This window comes from Geodermatophilus poikilotrophus (assembly GCF_900111455.1).
GTDB classification, from domain to species: Bacteria; Actinomycetota; Actinomycetes; order Mycobacteriales; family Geodermatophilaceae; genus Geodermatophilus; species Geodermatophilus poikilotrophus.
Window position 1 is genome coordinate 186,152 of record NZ_FOIE01000009.1, and the last position, 15,940, is coordinate 202,091.

Annotated in this window: 16 protein-coding genes; 4 read left to right on the forward strand and 12 right to left on the reverse strand. The window is 76.3% G+C overall.

Annotation, left to right across the window (positions count from 1 at the left end; translation table 11 throughout):
- Window positions 1-4: 4 nt before the first annotated feature.
- The 7 genes from BMW27_RS20195 to BMW27_RS20225 form a co-directional block, all read right to left on the reverse strand.
- A complete protein-coding gene (locus BMW27_RS20195) occupies window positions 5-997 on the reverse strand; it encodes an oxidoreductase (RefSeq protein ID WP_091447603.1) in 993 nt (330 codons plus the stop codon).
- A 139-nt stretch (window positions 998-1,136) separates the two neighbouring features.
- Window positions 1,137-1,814: a MadR family response regulator transcription factor gene (locus tag BMW27_RS20200; protein WP_091447607.1), complete on the reverse strand. Its 678-nt coding sequence runs from the start codon at window positions 1,812-1,814 to the stop codon at window positions 1,137-1,139.
- The gene (locus BMW27_RS20205) at window positions 1,807-3,126 is read right to left on the reverse strand and encodes a GAF domain-containing sensor histidine kinase (RefSeq protein WP_091447610.1); all 1,320 of its coding nucleotides are present in this window, start codon (window positions 3,124-3,126) and stop codon (window positions 1,807-1,809) included. The genes BMW27_RS20200 and BMW27_RS20205 overlap by 8 nt, the downstream gene beginning before the upstream one ends.
- 10 nt (window positions 3,127-3,136) lie before the next feature.
- A complete protein-coding gene (locus BMW27_RS20210) occupies window positions 3,137-4,369 on the reverse strand; it encodes an iron-containing alcohol dehydrogenase (protein ID WP_175486587.1) in 1,233 nt (410 codons plus the stop codon).
- 126 nt (window positions 4,370-4,495) lie between these two features.
- Window positions 4,496-5,698: a cysteine desulfurase-like protein gene (locus BMW27_RS20215; protein WP_091447613.1), complete on the reverse strand. Its 1,203-nt coding sequence runs from the start codon at window positions 5,696-5,698 to the stop codon at window positions 4,496-4,498.
- 107 nt (window positions 5,699-5,805) lie between these two features.
- Window positions 5,806-6,012 (reverse strand): hypothetical protein, encoded by a 207-nt coding sequence (locus BMW27_RS20220; RefSeq protein ID WP_072921110.1) that lies wholly within the window; start codon window positions 6,010-6,012, stop codon window positions 5,806-5,808.
- Window positions 6,013-6,049: 37 nt separating this feature from the next.
- On the reverse strand, window positions 6,050-7,495 hold the full coding sequence (locus BMW27_RS20225) for a bifunctional 3-(3-hydroxy-phenyl)propionate/3-hydroxycinnamic acid hydroxylase (RefSeq protein WP_091447615.1): 1,446 nt from the start codon (window positions 7,493-7,495) through the stop codon (window positions 6,050-6,052).
- A 151-nt stretch (window positions 7,496-7,646) separates the two neighbouring features.
- Between BMW27_RS20225 and BMW27_RS20230 the strand changes: the two genes are divergently transcribed.
- From BMW27_RS20230 to BMW27_RS20245, 4 genes are all read left to right on the forward strand, one after another.
- Window positions 7,647-8,774, forward strand: coding sequence for an NDMA-dependent alcohol dehydrogenase (locus BMW27_RS20230; protein ID WP_091447618.1), 1,128 nt, complete (start codon window positions 7,647-7,649; stop codon window positions 8,772-8,774).
- 116 nt (window positions 8,775-8,890) lie between these two features.
- Window positions 8,891-9,784, forward strand: coding sequence for an AAA family ATPase (locus tag BMW27_RS20235; protein ID WP_245743754.1), 894 nt, complete (start codon window positions 8,891-8,893; stop codon window positions 9,782-9,784).
- 266 nt (window positions 9,785-10,050) lie between these two features.
- A complete protein-coding gene (locus tag BMW27_RS20240; RefSeq protein WP_091447621.1) occupies window positions 10,051-10,797 on the forward strand; it encodes a vWA domain-containing protein in 747 nt (248 codons plus the stop codon).
- A gap of 115 nt (window positions 10,798-10,912) precedes the next feature.
- Complete coding sequence (locus tag BMW27_RS20245; RefSeq protein ID WP_139206945.1) at window positions 10,913-11,362, forward strand: hypothetical protein; 450 nt, start codon at window positions 10,913-10,915, stop codon at window positions 11,360-11,362.
- 19 nt (window positions 11,363-11,381) lie between these two features.
- On the opposite strand, the gene BMW27_RS20250 is transcribed toward BMW27_RS20245, so the two are convergent.
- The 5 genes from BMW27_RS20250 to BMW27_RS20270 all read right to left on the reverse strand — a co-directional run.
- On the reverse strand, window positions 11,382-11,918 hold the full coding sequence (locus BMW27_RS20250; protein ID WP_245743756.1) for a molybdenum cofactor biosysynthesis protein: 537 nt from the start codon (window positions 11,916-11,918) through the stop codon (window positions 11,382-11,384).
- Window positions 11,919-12,102: 184 nt separating this feature from the next.
- On the reverse strand, window positions 12,103-13,224 hold the full coding sequence (locus BMW27_RS20255) for an XdhC family protein (protein WP_091447629.1): 1,122 nt from the start codon (window positions 13,222-13,224) through the stop codon (window positions 12,103-12,105).
- Between the two features lie 18 nt (window positions 13,225-13,242).
- Window positions 13,243-14,352: a vWA domain-containing protein gene (locus BMW27_RS20260; protein WP_091447633.1), complete on the reverse strand. Its 1,110-nt coding sequence runs from the start codon at window positions 14,350-14,352 to the stop codon at window positions 13,243-13,245.
- 58 nt (window positions 14,353-14,410) lie between these two features.
- A complete protein-coding gene (locus BMW27_RS20265; protein WP_217638226.1) occupies window positions 14,411-15,325 on the reverse strand; it encodes an AAA family ATPase in 915 nt (304 codons plus the stop codon).
- Window positions 15,326-15,507: 182 nt separating this feature from the next.
- Window positions 15,508-15,940 (reverse strand): YsnF/AvaK domain-containing protein (locus tag BMW27_RS20270; RefSeq protein WP_139206946.1); only part of this gene is annotated, 433 nt, incomplete at its 5' end.

Here is a 15,940-nt window from a genome sequence, read left to right on the forward strand (position 1 = left end):
CGCCTCACCGCGACGGCGGGCCGCCCTGCCCGCCACCGACCCACGGGGGCCGGCCGTCCGGGCCGCCACCGCCCCACGCTGGGACGCCGCCGGCCGGCGGGCCCCCCATGGTCACGATGCGGTCCAGCTCCTCGAGGTCGCCGGGCCGCAGCGCCACCTGGCTCGCCGCGAGGAGCTCCTCCAACTGCGCCACCGAGGTCGCGCTCGGGATGGCGAGCACGTTCGGCGAGCGGGCGAGCAACCACGCGATGGCCACCTGCACCGGGCTCGCCCCCACCCGCTGCGCGACGGTGTCCAGCACCGCCGACTGCTCCGGCGTCATCTCGCCCATGGGGAAGAACGACGTGTAGGAGATCCCCTCCAGCGCCGTGTAGGCGATCCCGTCCCGGGCCAGCTCCTCGACCAGGTCGTCGTCGGTGCGGTGGATCAGGTTGTAGTGGTTCTGCACGCAGGCGAGGGGGGCGATGCCACGCGCCTCGGCGACCTGCCGGCCGGTGATGTGGCTGACCCCGAGCTGGCGGACCAGCCCCTCCTGCTGCAGCTCGGCCAGCGCCTCGAACGGCTCGCCGAGGGAGCGCTCCGCGGGCTCCCCCAGGCCCGGCATCCGCAGGTTGGCGACGTGCAGCGCGTCCAGCCCGAGGTGCTCCAGGTCCTCCTCCACCGACCGGCGCAGCCCGTCCGGCGTCAGCGCCTCGTCCCAACCGCCCTCCGGCGTCCGGCGGGCGCCGACCCGGGTGACGATGACCAGGTCCTCGGGATAGGGGTCCAGCGCCTCGCGGATCAGGTCGTTCACCACGTGCGGGCCGTAGAGGCCGCTGGTGTCGACGTGGTCCACCCCCAGCTCCACGGCCCGGTGGAGGACGGCGAGCGCGGCCTCCCGATCGGCCGGTGGCCCGGTGACCCGGGGTCCGGTGAGCTTCATGCCGCCGTAGCCCATGCGGTGCACGGTCCGGTCGCCGAGGGAGACCCGTCCGGATCCCGTCGCGGTGGTCGTCATGCCAGGCGAAGCTAGGGCCGGGCGGGCCCCGGCCGACACGTCCGATCAGCAGTTCCCGGCGCGGCTGTCACAGGCCGTGGGGCCGACGCCAGCGTGTCATCAACCGCCTCCAGCGTGTCGTGGGCGTGTCGTCCCGCGGCTAGATCAGCCCGAGTTTCGAGCCGGCGTAGACGGCCTCGGCGCGGCGGGACACCGCCAGTTTCCGCATGACGTTGCCGACGTGGAACTTCGCCGTCGTCGCCGAGATGTACAGCTCCCGGCCGATCGACTCGTTGGACAGCCCGCGCGCCAGCAGGGTCAGCACCTCGCGCTCGCGGGCGGTGAGGTCCGGCCCGGCCGCCACGGGGGACGGCGTGGGCGCGGCCAGCGAGCGCACCACCATCGTCGCGCTGTGGCTGTCGAAGGCGCTCTCCCCGCGGCGCACCGCCCGGATCGCGGCGACCAGCGCCACGGCGTCGACGTCCTTGAGCACGTAGCCGCGGGCGCCGCGCTGGATGGCCTCGAGCACCAGCTGCTGGTCGAGGAAGGTCGTCACCACCAGGACGCCGGGTGCGGGCGTCGTGGCCGTGAGCTGGCCGCACAGGGTCAGGCCGGCGACGTCGGAGCCGGCCGAGAGCTTGAGGTCGAGCAGCACGATGTGCGGGCGGCTGGCGGCCACCAGGTCCAGCGCCTCGCCCGCCGATGCCGCCTCGCCGACCACCTCGATGTCGGGCTCGCGCTCCAGGATCGAGCGCAGCCCCTGCCGGACGATCGCGTGGTCGTCGACGATGACCAGCCGGATGGTCCCCGCTGTGGTCCCCGCGGTGGGCTCAGCCATCGACGGCGTCCCACGGCATCCGGACCTCGACCCGCACCCCGCCCATCCGCGCCCGCGTGAACCGCACCGTCGCCCCCATCTCCCCGCAGCGGGAGGCGATGTTGCCCAGCCCGCGGTGGTACCCGTCGTCCCGGCGCCCGGAGGCGCGCAGTGCCCGGCGCAGCACGTCGGGGTCGCCGCACCCGTCGTCGGCGACCGAGAGCCGCAGCTCGTCGGGCCGGTAGGCCAGCCGCACCGTGCTCCGGGTGGCCTCGGCGTGCCGGGCGGTGTTGAACAGGCACTCCGACGCGATCCGGAACAGCGAGTGCTCCACCTCGGCGGGCAGCTCCCGCGGGCGGCCCTCCACCCGGACGGCGACCGCCAGGCCGGGCACGGGGGCGACGTCGGAGAGCCGGGCGAGCAGCGCGGGCAGCCCGTCGCCGTCGCCGTGCCCGTCGGAGGAGAGCGCGTGGATCGCGCCGCGCAGCCGCTCCACCGCCTCCCGGGTCAGCGCCTTGGCGTGCCCGAGCCGCTCGTAGACCTCGCCGTGGTGGGCCACCTCCGGCCGGCACCACTCGATCGTCATCCCGGCCGAGAGCACGTGCTGGGCCACGCTGTCGTGCAGCTCCCGGGCGATCCGGTGCCGCTCGGCGTCCACCGCCTCGCGCTGCGCGGCGACGTCGAGCCGGCGCTCGGCCTCGGCCAGCTGTTCGTGCCGCTCGGCGAGATCGAGGGCGCGCTGCTGGGCCTGCGCGTAGAGCTCCTCGGTCTGCCGGCGCAGCCCCTCCGACCGCGCGAGGAGGTGGTCGGAGAGCAGCGCGACGGCCGACTGGTTGGCCGCGATCCGCAGGATGGCCAGGTCCGCGGCGGTCGCCCTCCGCCGGGGTCCCCCGCAGGCCACCAGCGCGCCGACCGGCTCGCCGTCCACCACCAGGGGGACGACGACCGCGCCGTCCGCGGTCTGCCACGGCTCGACGGCGTCGGCGGCCAGCGCCTCGGCGACCGGACGGCGGACCACCTCGGGCAGCAGCGCCATGTGCCCGACGCCGACGCCGGAGGGGCCGCGGCCGAGCATCCGGGGGCGGGCCAGCGGCAGCGCCGTCCCGGAGAGCGCCAGTACGGCCCACGGCTCCCCGAGGTGCTCCGCGGTGGCGTCGACGACGGCCCGGCACAGCGCATCGGCGCCCTGCCCGGTGGCCGACAGCACGCCGGCGATGTGCTCGAGCGAGCCCAGCGCGCGGTCCAGGTCGTCGACGGTCTGCCGGTACTCGGCGTACCAGCTGGGCTTGGACGAGCGCAGCCCGGTGAGCTGGGAGATGTCCGGTGCGCGCATCAGCGGCGGGTCACAGGGCGGCGCGGAACAGCGCGGCGACGTCGGCGTGGTCAGCGTCGCGGGGGTTGGTCGACAGGCAGGCGTCGCCCAGCGTGGTGCCGGCCAGGGTGTCGATGTCGGCCTCCCGCACCCCCAGCTCGGCCAGCCCGCGCGGGCAGCCCAGGTCCGCGGCCAGCCGGCCGACGGCCTCGGCGGCCTCCTCGGCGGCGACGTCGGCGGGCAGCCCGGTCACGTCGACGCCCATGGCCCGGGCGATCGGGACGAACCGGTCCGGCCCGCTGCGGGCGTTGAACCGGATGACGTGCGGCAGCAGGACGCCGTTGACGACGCCGTGGGGCAGGTCGAGCAGGCCGCCGACCTGGTGGCTCATGGCGTGCGTGGCGCCGAGGATCGCGTTGGTGAAGGCCAGCCCCGCCTCGAGGCTGGCCTGGGCCATCGCGGTGCGCGCGGCGCGGTCCTCCGGCCGGTCGAGGGTGCCGCGCAGCGAGGCGCAGACCAGCTCGACGGCGTGCAGCGCGTGCACGTCGGTGAGCGGGCCCGACGCCCGGGACACGAACGCCTCGATGCCGTGGGTGAGGGCGTCCAGGCCGGTGGCGGCGGCGAGGTCGTCGGGCATCGTGGTGAGCAGCCGCGGATCGGTGATCGAGATGTCGGGGACCAGTGCCCGGCCGATCAGGGTGGCCTTGAGCCGGCGGGTGGTGTCGGTGATGACGGCGAACTGCGAGACGTCGGCGCCGGTGCCCGTTGTGCTGGGGCACATGACGGTCGGCGGGATCGCGGCGGTGACCTTGTCGACGCCCTCGTAGTCCAGGATCTGCCCGCCGTTGCCGGCCACGACCGCGATCGCCTTGGCCGCGTCGATCACCGACCCGCCGCCGAGGCCGACGATGACGTCGCAGCCGCTCTCCAGGTAGCGCTCGGTGCCCGCCGCGACCTCGTGGTCCTTGGGGTTGGGCGTCAGCTCCTGCCACGCCGTCCCCCGCAGCCCCGCCTCGGCGAGGTGCCCGGCGAGCTCGCTCCACCAGCCGGCCTGCACCAGCCCCGCGTCGGTGACGACGAACGGCCGCTGCGCGCCGAGCCGGCGGGCCGCCCAGCCCGCCTCGGACAGCGCGCCCCAGCCGAAGACCACCTCGGGGACCAGGTACTTGCTGAACGCGGCGACCGTCGGCGCCGGCCGCGGTTCGGCGGCCCGTACCGCGAGGTCGGCCGGGCGCGCCGGCCGGGCCGGGGCCGCGGCGGTCATCGTCGCCCCGCTCGGGGAGCGCAGGCAGCAGCGGACACGAGGACCTCCGGGGGTCTCGGCGGTGCGCACAGACTAGCCGCACCGTGACCGATGTCACACAGTTGTATCGCGCACCGCCTTCTGCCGTCAGCTGTCCAGCCACTCCCCCAGCCCGGCCAGCAGCCGGTCGACGTCCTGGTCGTCGTTGTACGGCGCGAGCCCGACCCGCAGGCCCCCGGCGTCACCCAGGCCGAGCCACCGGGAGGCCTCGATCGCGTAGAAGGACCCGGCGGGCGCGTTGACCCCGCGCCCGGCGAGGAACCGGTATGCGTCGGCGGCGTCCCGGCCCTCGAAGGTGAGCAGCAGGGTGGGCGTGCGCCGGGCGGCGCGGGACCAGACGGTGACACCGGGCAGCGTGCGGAGGCCGTCCTCGATGCGGTCCCGCAGCCGGTCCTCGTGCGCCTCCAGCGCCGCCATGCCGACCCCGAGCCGAGCGCGCCGGTCGCCCTCCGGGCCGCCGAGCCCCGCGAGGAAGTCGACCGCTGCGGTGGTGCCGGCCAGCAGCTCGTAGGGCAGCGTGCCGAGCTCGAACCGCTCGGGGACGGCGTCGGTGGAGGGCAGCAGCTTGTCCGGGTGCAGCGTCTCCAGCAGGCCGGGGCTCGCGACGACGCAGCCGCAGTGCGGGCCGAGGAACTTGTACGGGGAGCAGGCGTAGAGGTCGGCGCCAAGTGCGGCGACGTCCACCGCCGCGTGCGCGGTGAGGTGCACGCCGTCGACGTAGGTGAGGGCGCCCGCGCTGTGCGCGAGCGCGCTGATAGCGGCGACGTCCGGCCGGGTGCCGATGAGGTTGGAGGCGCCGGTGACGGCGACCAGCCGCGTGCGGTCGGAGAGCAGCCCGCCCACCGCCCCGGGTGCCAGCTCGCCGGTGGCCGGGTCGAACTCCGCCCAGCGCACGGTGGCCCCGCGGGCCTGCGCGGCCTGCACCCACGGGCGGACGTTCGCGTCGTGGTCCAGCCGGGTCACCACCACCTCGTCACCCGGGCCCCAGCCGGCGGACAGCGCGCGGGAGAGGTCGTAGGTCAGCTGGGTCATGCTACGGCCGAACACCACCCCACCGGGGTCGCCGGCGACGAGGTCCGCGACCGCCTGCCGTGCGGCGAGGACGACGTCGTCGGCGTTGCGCTCGGCCTCGGTCGTCCGCCCGCGGTTGGCGATCGGCGAGGTGAGGGTGGCCACGACCGCGGCGGCCACCGACCCGGGCACCTGGGAGCCGCCCGGACCGTCGAAGTGGGCGGCCCCGGCGCGCAGGGCGGGGAAGCGGGCACGCACGGCGGCGACGTCGTAGCTCACCGGGTCAGGATGCCCGGTCGTCGCGCGGGGAGCTGCGGTTGCGCGGGGAACGACGCATCCGGGTCGCGGATGGGGCGTTCCCCGCGCAACCGTCCGAACGGGGGCGGTCAGCGGCCGAGGAGACCGCCCAGCCCGCCGCCACCGCCGCCGAGCTTGCTGATCAGGTCCATGGGGCTCAGGCCCAGCTTCTCGAGGATGCCGGCGTGCTGGTCGGTGTCGACGGTGCCCGGCAGCTCCTGGTCGGCCTGCTGCGCCTTGGCGTCGTCGCCCTGGTTGCGGAGGAGTTCGAGGATCTGGTTCTTGTCGATCTGCATGGACCGCCCCTACCCGGGAGCCGGCGGCCCACGCGGCTCAGGACGCCGAGAGCACGATCCGGTCGGGCCGGACGACGACGGCGGCCGCCCCGGCCCCGCGCAGCCACGCCGTGAGGACCCCCTCGACGTCGGCCACCTCGACCTCGCGCTCCCCGGACGGACGCACCGCCAGCCGGCCGGGCGCGAGCAGCCGCAGCCGCGCCGTCCCCGGCCCGAGGACGTCGTCCACCGGCACCCGGCGGCCCTGGTCCACGACGGCAGCACGCGGCAGCAGCGTGCCCGCGAGCCGCCGGCCGGCACGCCCGCGGCGGTCCACCAGCGGCCCGCGGCGCAGCGGCGGGGTGCGGCTGTCGGTGGCGAAGCGGGCGACGGCGGGCACCCGCCCCACGCCCGCGAGCACCGCACGGCGCAGCACCGCGGCCCCGCGGCCGCCGCCGGTCATCAGCCGGCCCACCAGCAGCGCCAGCCGCACCATCGCCCGCGCGTGCGGCGCGCGCTCGGCCTGGTGGGTGTCGAGCAGCCGCTCGGGCGCCGTCCCGGCCAGGACGGCGGCCAGCTTCCAGACCAGCTGGTGGACGTCGCGCAGCCCCAGCCCCAGCCCCTGCCCGATGAACGGCGGGGTCAGGTGCGCGGCATCGCCGGCGAGCAGCACCCGCCCGGCCCGCCAGCGGTCGGCCACCTGCGCCCGGTAGACGTACTCGGCGACCCGCACCACCTCGGCGCCCGCCGCGCCCCACGGGGCGAGCAGCCCGGGCAGCCGGGCGGCCAGGTCGTCACGGGTCTCCCCCGTCAGCAGGCGGAACTCGAAGCGGTAGCGGTCGCCGGCCACCGGCATGGCGGTCGCCGCCCGGTGCGGGTCGCAGACCTGGTGCACCCCGGGCCACAGCGGCAGCGGCTCCGGCGAGCGCAGGTCGGCCACCAGCCAGCGGTCGGGCCGGCCCAGGTCGCGCATGCACGCCCCGATCAGCGCGCGGACCGTGCTGTTCGCGCCGTCGCAGCCGAGCACCGCCGCGGCCCGCACCCGGGACCGCGCGCCGGAGGCCCGCTCGCGCACGGTCAGCGTGACGCCGTCGTCCTGCCGCAGGTCCACCAGCTCGCACCCGGGGCGCAGCTCCACCGCGGGCTCCCGGCGGACGGCGGCCAGCAGCAGCTCCTCCAGGTCGGGCTGGGAGAACATCGACCCCTGCGGCCAGCCGTGCCGGCCGGAGGACGGCGACCGGGCGAACCCGGCGAGCACCCGACGGCGGCCGTCGAGCAGCCGCAGCCCCCGCACCGGCCGGCTGAGCGCCAGGAAGCCGTCGGCGACCCCGGCATCGGCGAGCGCCCGCAGCGCCTCGTCGTCCAGGTGCACCGCGCGCGGCAGGCCGTAGGGCGCCGGCTGCCGCTCGAGGACGACGACCGCGAGCCCGCGGCGGGCGAGCAGCAGCGCCGCCGTCAGCCCCACCGGCCCGGCGCCGACGACGACCACCGGGGCTCGCGACACGCGGTCACTCTCGCAGCCCGCGAACGGCGGAGTAGCGGCAACGTTGCACCCGCCTTCCCACGGGTGTGAGCCACGCCATAGGTTCCGGTCACGGACATGCACTGGTGCATGCAGGCGAGCCCTCAGCGGTGAGGGCGACGAGGAGGTCACTGTGCCCGTCAACACCCGCGGCGCGATCCTGCGCTCCGCTCCCGGCAAGTACGAGGTCGTCGACCTGGTCGCCGACGACCCCCGCCAGGGCGAACTCCAGGTCAAGCTGGCGGCGTCCGGCCTGTGCCACTCGGACGACCACATCGCCACCGGTGACATGCGGGTCGGCCACTACCCGTTCCTGGGCGGCCACGAGGGCTCCGGTGTCGTGACGGCGGTCGGTCCCGGCACCCCCGGGTTCACGGAGGGCGACCACGTCGTCTTCTCGTTCCTCCCCGGCTGCGGCCGGTGCCGCTACTGCGCCAACGGTCAGCAGTACATCTGCGACTCGGGCGCCAACCTGCTGGTCGGCTCGCGCTGGGACGACGCGGAGAGCTTCCGCTTCAGCACCACAGATGGCACGCCGGTCGGCCAGATGTGCGGCCTGGGCACCTTCGCCGAGGTGACCACGGTCGACGTCCGGTCGACGGTGAAGATCCCCGACGACATCCCGCTGGACGTGGCCTGCCTCGTGGGCTGCGGCGTCGGCACCGGCTGGGGGACCGCGGTGCAGGCCGGCGAGGTCCAGGCCGGCGACACGGTGATCGTCATGGGCATCGGCGGCATCGGCATCAACGCGGTCCAGGGCGCCGCGCACGCCGGGGCGAGCCACGTCATCGCCGTCGACCCGGTGGCGTTCAAGCGCGAGAAGGCCATGGAGCTGGGCGCGACGCACGCCTTCGGCAGCATCGAGGAGGCCGCCGAGTTCGGCCGCAGCGTCACCAACGGCCAGGGTGCCGACAAGGCACTGGTCACCGTGGGCATCCTGAAGGGCGAGCACGTCGCCCAGGCGTTCGAGGCGATCGGCAAGGGAGGGCGGGTGGTGATCACCGGCCTCGGCGACCTCACCGACGTGGGCATCCCGATCAACCCCAGCATGCTGGCGCTGTTCACCAAGGAGATCCGCGGCGCCCTGTTCGGCGACCAGAACCCCAGCGCCGACATGCTGAAGATGCTGCGGCTCTACCAGGAGGGCAAGATCAAGCTCGACGAGCTGATCACCAAGCGGTACAAGCTGGACGACATCCAGCAGGGCTACGAGGACATGCACGCCGGCAAGAACATCCGCGGCGTGATCGTCTACGACTGAGAGAGGACCCCGTCCTCCCCACCCTTCGCAGGCTCAGGGTGGTGCCCTGGACGGGGCCAGGGCCGGGGCGTCCCTCGCGGAGGGGCGCCCCGGTCGCGCGGTCAGCGAGGAGCACCGTGAGCACACCCACCCAGGCCCGGCGCCTGGACGTCACCGGCATGGTCCGGGTCGCCCGCGAGCGGGTCGTCGCCCGCATCCGGGAGGCCGAGGTCGTCGCCGCCGCGCTGTCGGCCGGCCGCAACGTGCTGCTCGAGGGCCCACCCGGTACCGGGAAGACGACGCTGCTGCGCGCGCTCGCCGACGGCGCGGGCGTGCCGCTGGTGCTGGTCGAGGGCAACGCCGAGCTCACCCCGACCCGCCTGGTCGGGCACCACGACGCCTCGCGGGTGCTCAGCGAGGACTACCGCCCGGAGAACTTCGTGCCCGGCCCGCTGACCCGGGCGATGACCGACGGCGCCGTCCTCTACGTCGAGGAGTTCAACCGGGTGCCCGAGGAGACGATGAACGTCCTGCTCGGCGTGCTCTCCGAGCGGGAGATGCACGTGCCCCGCTTCGGCCGGGTGACCGCCCGGCCCACGTTCCGGCTGGTGGCGGCGATGAACCCGTTCGACGCCGTCGGCACCGCGCGGGTCACCCCCGCGCTCTACGACCGGTCCTGCCGCGTCGCCATGGGCTACCAGGACGAGGACGCCGAGCTCGCCGTCGTCGCCGCCGCGACCGCTGGTCCCGAGCCCCTGGTGGCGCGGGCGGTGCGCTCGGTGCGGATCACCCGCGACCATCCCGAGCTTCGGATCGGCTCCTCGGTGCGCGGCGCGATCGACACCGTGCTGATCGCGGTCGAGCTGGCCACCGTCCGCGGGGACGGCGCCGACGAGGACAGCACCGGCCTGGACGCCGCGCTCGCCGCGCTGACCGGCAAGGTCACCCTCGCCGACGGCGCGGCACGGCCGGTGGAGGACGTCGTCGCCGACATCTGGCGCCGGGCGGGTGAGGAGCTGGGAAAAGCCTGACCGCCGACGAGGCGGAGCAGGCCCCCTCCGGCGCACCGGCGCCACCGCCGGGCAGGCGCCCGCCGCAGCCGGCCGCGGTCGAGGACCCCGCCGACGTCGAGCAGCTGCTGCGCGCCCACGCCGCCCGCCGGGCCGGCCGCGACGAGCTCAGCCGGGCGCACCCGGACTTCCAGCAGGTCTCGCCGCAGGCCGGGCAGCTCGACGAGCAGGCGCTCAGCGACCTGGCCGCGCGGGACCCCGAGGCGGCCTCCCGGCTGCTGACCGCGATGGGCCGGGCCTTCGACCCCGGGCTCCGCGCCGCCGCCCGCTCGCTGGCGTCCCGGCTGCCGGTGGGCACCCCGCGGGCCGGCGTCCCCGACCGGCCGGGCACCCGCCGGGTGGTGACCCGGCGGGACGACACCGGCAGCGACGTCGACCTGGACGCGACCCTGGCCGCCCGCGGCGCCGAGCCGCACTGGCGGGCCGACCACCTGCACACCCGCGGCTGGCGGTCCACCGGGCGGGCCTGCGTGCTGCTGGTCGACGCGTCGGGATCGGTCGCCGGGGACGAGCTCGCGGTCGCCGTCCTGACCGCCTCGGCGCTGGCCCAGCGGATGCGGCCGGGCGACGAGCTGGCCGTCGTCGCGTTCTGGTCCCGGGCGGTGGTGCTGCGGCCGCTGTCGGCCGACCCCCGCAGCGACGTCGTCGTCGACCGGCTGTTCGACCTGCGCGGCGGTGGGACCACCGACCTCGACCTCGGGCTGCGGACCGCCGCCGCGCAGCTCACCCGCTCGCGGGCGGCCGCCCGCGACGTCCTGCTGCTCTCCGACGGGCTGGCCACCGAGAGCCCCGACCCCCTGCCGGCGGCAGCCGCGCTGGCCCGCGCCGGCGCCCGCCTGCACGTGCTGTCGCTGTCGGCCGAGCCGGACTCGGAGGCCGGCTGCGCCGCCCTGGCCGCGGCCGGTGGCGGCCGGGTCGCGCCGCTGCAGCGGCCGACGGACGCGCCGGTCGCCGTCCGCGCCGTCCTCGGCTGAACGACGGTGGGCGGAGCCACTCGCGTCTCCCGAGCCAGCGCGTATCAGCAGGCCCCGGCCGGCCCTCTGAGCGGACGCCGGAACACCCGGCACCGCACGGACCGGAGGACCGATGATGACCGCGACCGAGGACGGCCTGGAACTGCGGTACGACGACCCCCGCCTGATCCCCACGGCCAAGGAGGCCCTGACCGCGCGGCGGCGGGTCGTCGTGCGCCTCACCGGCCCGAGCGCCAAGCGGGCGGCCAACGTCTTCCTGGGCGGGGACCACCGGCTCTACGACGGAGTGCGGACCGTCCTCTCCCCCGGCCCGATGACCGGGATCCTCTCCTACACGGGACTGTCCGATCTCGCGCGGGTCATCGCCCTGGGCCGGCTCCGGGGTCACCGGGTCGACGTGGAGCACGTCGACGCCACCCGGGAGTTCCGGCTCAGCCTCGTCCCGCCGCCCGCCTCCGCTCGTCCGGGCGACGGGCAGGCCCGGGTGCCGCGTCCCCGGCGGCCGAGTGACCTGCCGCACCGCCCGCCCGTCGCCCTCGACGGAGGCGACGCGCTGAGCGGGTGACGGCGCCCAGGGCACCCGGTCACCGCGCGGAGGACCGCGGCCGGACGGCGTCCCCCGCGCGGGCCGGGTCGAGCGGGACGGCGGTGGCGAGGACGGCGGCACCGAGCCGCAGCTCGCCGTCCGACAGCGCGGCGCAGCGCACGCCGCCGCGCCCCCGGAGGGCCCGGTGCGCGCCCGGCGCCAGGACGACGTCCATCCACGCGCAGGGGTGGGCCGGCCGCCCGCCGCCGAGCAGCACCGGCCCGGACCCGGTGTCCAGCGCGAACCGCTGCCCGCGCAGCGCCTCCACCTCCGCGCGCCGCAGGACGACGGTGCGCCGGGCCAGGTGCGGGTCGAACGGGGCGGAACCGGTCTCGGCGGCCACGGCCTCCAGCGCCTCGACGGCGAGCACGGTCAGCTGCGCGTCGCGGTGCGCCGGGCGGCCGGCGTAGCGGTCGCCCACCACGCCGTACCCGGCGCGCACCTCGATCGCCTCGCGCCGGTCGCCGTGCTGCGGAGGAACGGGGCCGGCGGGCCGGCCGTCGTAGCGGTGCACCGGGGAGGCCAGCAGCGCCACGACCTCGACGTCGTAGCGGTACGGGAACCCCGGCTGCGGCGGCGGCGCGGTCAGGACGCCGGCCGCGGGTCCGGCCCGCGCGCGCGGCCCTCGGCGTGCGAGATCTGCCCAGGGGTGGCCATCGAGGGCCTGATGGCCGCCACTGTGCAGATCTCGCGCCGGGCGGATCGCGTGCCGGCTCTCCTCACCGGTCGGCAGTCCGGTGGATCGGTCCCTCCGTGCCGGTCAGCCGCTCCCCCGAGCCGCCCCAGCGGCCGGCGATGACCTCCGCGGCGATCGAGACGGCCGTCTCCTCGGGGGTGCGGGCGCCGAGGTCCAGCCCGATCGGCGAGGACAGCCGGGCCAGCTCCTCCTTCGACAGCCCGGCCTCCTCGAGCCGGGCCAACCGCTCCTCGTGGGTGCGCCGCGACCCCATCGCGCCGACGTAGGCGACCGGCAGCCGCAGCGCGACCTCCAGCAGCGGGACGTCGAACTTGGGGTCGTGGGTGAGCACGCACAGCACGGTGCGCTCGTCGATCCGGCCGGCGTCGACCTCGGCCTGCAGGTAGCGGTGCGGCCACTCGACGACCACCTCGTGCGCGTCGGGGAAGCGCCTGGGCGTCGCGAACACCGGTCGGGCGTCGCACACGGTGACCCGGTAGCCGAGGAACGCGCCGACCCGGGCGACGGCGGCGGCGAAGTCGATGGCGCCGAAGACGACCATCCGGGCGGGCGGCGCGAAGGCGTTGACGAACAGCGACAGGTCGTCGCCGCGGCGCTCGCCGTCGTGCCCGACGTGCAGCATCCCGGTGCGGCCGGCGGCCAGCATGCCGCGCGCGTCGTCGGCGACGGCGTCGTCCAGCCGCTGCAGGCCCAGGGTGCCGGAGCTGCGGTCGGGCCAGACGACCAGCCGTCGGCCCACCCGGTCCTCCGGGCCGGCCACGCAGGTGACGACGGCGACCGGCTCGTGCCGGTCCACGGACCCGGCGATCTCGCCGAGCTCGGGGAAGGACTCCCGCGACACCGGCTCGACGAAGACGTCGAGGATCCCGCCGCAGGTCAGCCCCACGGCGAAGGCGTCGTCGTCGCTGACCCCGTACCGCTCGAGGGTGGGGACGCCGGACTCGACGACGTCCTTGGCCTCCTCGTACACCGCACCCTCGACGCATCCGCCGGAGACGCTGCCCACCGCGGTGCCGTCGGGGCCGACGAGCATCGACGCGCCGGCCGGGCGCGGAGCGGAGCGCCAGGTGGCCACCACCGTGCCCATGCCGACGGTCTCGCCCGCCTGCCACCAGCCGATCAGGTCCTCGAGCACGTCACGCACGACTGCCCTCCTCTGGGCTCAGGCACGGGAGATGACCCCCGCCAGCTCCTGGAACGCCGCCAGGCTGTGCCCGGCGACGAAGTGGTCGACCGACGGCAGCGCCGCCTGCATGCCGCCGGTGAGCGGCTCGTAGCCCTCGCGGCCCTTGTGCGGGTTGACCCACACGACCGCGTGCGCCAGCCGCTGCAGCCGGGCCATCTGCTCGGCCAGCACGTCGGTGCCGCCGCGCTCCCAGCCGTCGCTGCACACGACGACGACCGCCCCGCGGGCGGTGCCGCGCTGGCCCCACCGGTCGAGGAACGCCTTGAGCACCTCGCCGAGCCGGGTGCCGCCGGACCAGTCGGGGATCGCCGAGCCGCTGGCGGCCAGCGCCTTGTCGGGGTCGCGCATCCGCAGCTCCCGGGTGACCCGGGTCAGCCGCGTGCCGATGGTGAAGACCTCGGTCGCGGCCGGGCGTGCCCGGACGGCGGCGTGCGCGAAGCGCAGCAGCGCGTCGGCGTAGGGGCTCATCGAGCCCGACACGTCGACGAGCAGGACGACGCGGCGCGGGCGGGGCCGGGCGCGCCGGTGCAGCAGCCGGGTGACCTCGCCGCCGTCGTGCAGGGCGCGGCGCACGGTGCGGGAGGCGTGGACGGCGCCGTGCGGGCTGGGCCGCCGCCGCCGCGAGAGCCGCATCGGCGCGGCCGGGACCAGCAGCGCGAACAGCCGGCGCAGCTGCTCGCGCTCGGCGCCGGTCAGCTCCGAGACGTCGCGGTGGCGCAGCACCTCGTCGGCGCTGGCCTGCCCGGCGAGGTCCGGCGGCGAGTCGCCGTCCCCCTCGCCGTCGCCGGGGTCCAGCGGGGCGGTGGTGAGCGTCCGCTGCCGCTGCTGGGCCGCGGGCGGCACCGGCCGCGGCGACTCGCCGCCGAAGTACGCGGCGAACGCGGCGTCGTAGCGCTCCAGGTCGTCCGGCCCGGCGCAGAGGGTCAACCGGCCGCTCCAGTAGACGGCGGTGGCGTCGAGGACGTCGAGGACGGCGACGGCGGCCAGCATCGCCTCGACCCGGTCCGGGGAGGCGGTCACCCCGGCGACCCGGAGGGTGCGCGCGAAGCCCAGCACCGTGTCGACGACGTCCCGCCGCGCTGGCACGGCCTCGTCCGGAGGCCCCCCCCGAGCCTGTGCAGGACGGAGTCCTCCCGCGGGTCCGTCAACCACCGAAGAGCGCCCCCCGGGCCAGGGCGTGCACGCGGTCGGTGTCCTCCCGGTACTTGAGGACCGCGCCCAGCGTCCGCGCGGCGACGTCGGGGTCCAGCTCTCGGGCGCCGAGGGTGTGCAGCGCGGTCGCCCAGTCCATCGCCTCGGCGACCCCGGGCGGCTTCAGCAGGTCCAGGGTGCGCAGCTTCGCCGTCGCGCGGGCCACCTCGCGGGCCAGCTGCTCGGTCACGTCGGGCAGCCGGCGGCGCAGGATCGCCACCTCGCGGTCGAAGTCCGGGTGCTGCAGCCAGTGGTAGAGGCAGCGCCGCTTGAGGGCGTCGTGCACCTCGCGGGTGCGGTTGGAGGTCAGCACCACCAGCGGCGGGGTGGTGGCGCGGATGGTGCCCAGCTCGGGTATGGAGATGGTGAAGTCGGAGAGGACCTCGAGCAGGAAGGCCTCGAACTCGTCGTCGGCGCGGTCGACCTCGTCGACCAGCAGCACGCTCGGGGAGTCCTCCAGCGCCTGCAGCAGCGGCCGGGCCAGCAGGAACCGACGGTCGTAGAGCGAGGCCTCCAGCGTCTCGGTGTCACCGGTGGCGTGCGCGGCCTCGGCGGCGCGCAGGTGCAGCAGCTGCCGGCCGAAGTCCCAGTCGTAGAGCGCCTGGCTGGCCTCGAGGCCCTCGTAGCACTGCAGCCGGTAGATCGGCCGGCCGGTGACCCGGGCCAGCGCCTGGGCCAGCGCGGTCTTGCCGACGCCGGCCTCCCCCTCGAGGAACAGCGGGCGGTGCATGGCCAGCGCCAGGTACGCGGCCGTCGCCAGGCCCTCGTCGGGCAGGTAACCGGTCGCCTCGAGGGCCGCGGCCAGCTCGTCGGGCCCGTTGATCCCGCCGTCCGCGCCGGGCAACGGCCGCACCGTGGTCTCGCTCACGTCCCGAGCATCCCACCTGCCCGGCCGGCGCGGTCCTGCCCGGTCGGGCGATCCCGCGCCCGGGACGGCAGATGGCCGGCCGGGAGCTGGGTCCTCGGCCGGCCACCGCCGTCTGTGGGTCGGCCCTCCTGCAGGGTCCCGCCCGCGAGCTCGCGAGTGGTGGAGGGCAGGAGGGCCCTTCCTCAGCGGCCGATGCGGCCGTCGTTGTCGCGGTCGAGGACGTTGCCGGCGACCCCGGTGCCACCGTCGACCTCGATCTCCTCCTTGCGGACGTCCTCCGACACCCGCTCCTGGTCGGTGACGGTCTCCTTGTCCAGGCGCACCCGCTCGACCGGCACGGCCTCCTTCTCCACCACCGGACGCTCGGCGTGCAGGGTGACCTCGTGCTCCTCCTCGGAGATCGCCGGCCCGTCCAGGGCGTTGCCGACGTTGGCGTCGGTGATCGGCTCGCGCTCGACCCGGACCTCCTCGCGGGAGACCGGCACCGTCTCGGTCACGTTCTCGGTGACCACGTACTTGCGCAGCCGGGCCCGGCCGACCTCCTCGGAGCGGGTGCCCACGTTGAGGCGCTCCTCCGAACGGGTCATCGCGTTGTCGGTGGTCGGGCCGGAGACG

Coding starts and splice junctions, on each gene's coding strand:
- BMW27_RS20205 (WP_091447610.1), bottom strand. CDS start 3,126: ATGCGCGCACCGGACATCTCCCAGCTCACCGGGCTGCGCTCGTCCAAG.
- BMW27_RS20240 (WP_091447621.1), top strand. CDS start 10,051: ATGGGCCGGGCCTTCGACCCCGGGCTCCGCGCCGCCGCCCGCTCGCTG.
- BMW27_RS20245 (WP_139206945.1), top strand. CDS start 10,913: ATGACCGCGACCGAGGACGGCCTGGAACTGCGGTACGACGACCCCCGC.
- BMW27_RS20195 (WP_091447603.1), bottom strand. CDS start 997: ATGACGACCACCGCGACGGGATCCGGACGGGTCTCCCTCGGCGACCGG.
- BMW27_RS20200 (WP_091447607.1), bottom strand. CDS start 1,814: ATGGCTGAGCCCACCGCGGGGACCACAGCGGGGACCATCCGGCTGGTC.
- BMW27_RS20210 (WP_175486587.1), bottom strand. CDS start 4,369: ATGACCGCCGCGGCCCCGGCCCGGCCGGCGCGCCCGGCCGACCTCGCG.
- BMW27_RS20220 (WP_072921110.1), bottom strand. CDS start 6,012: ATGCAGATCGACAAGAACCAGATCCTCGAACTCCTCCGCAACCAGGGC.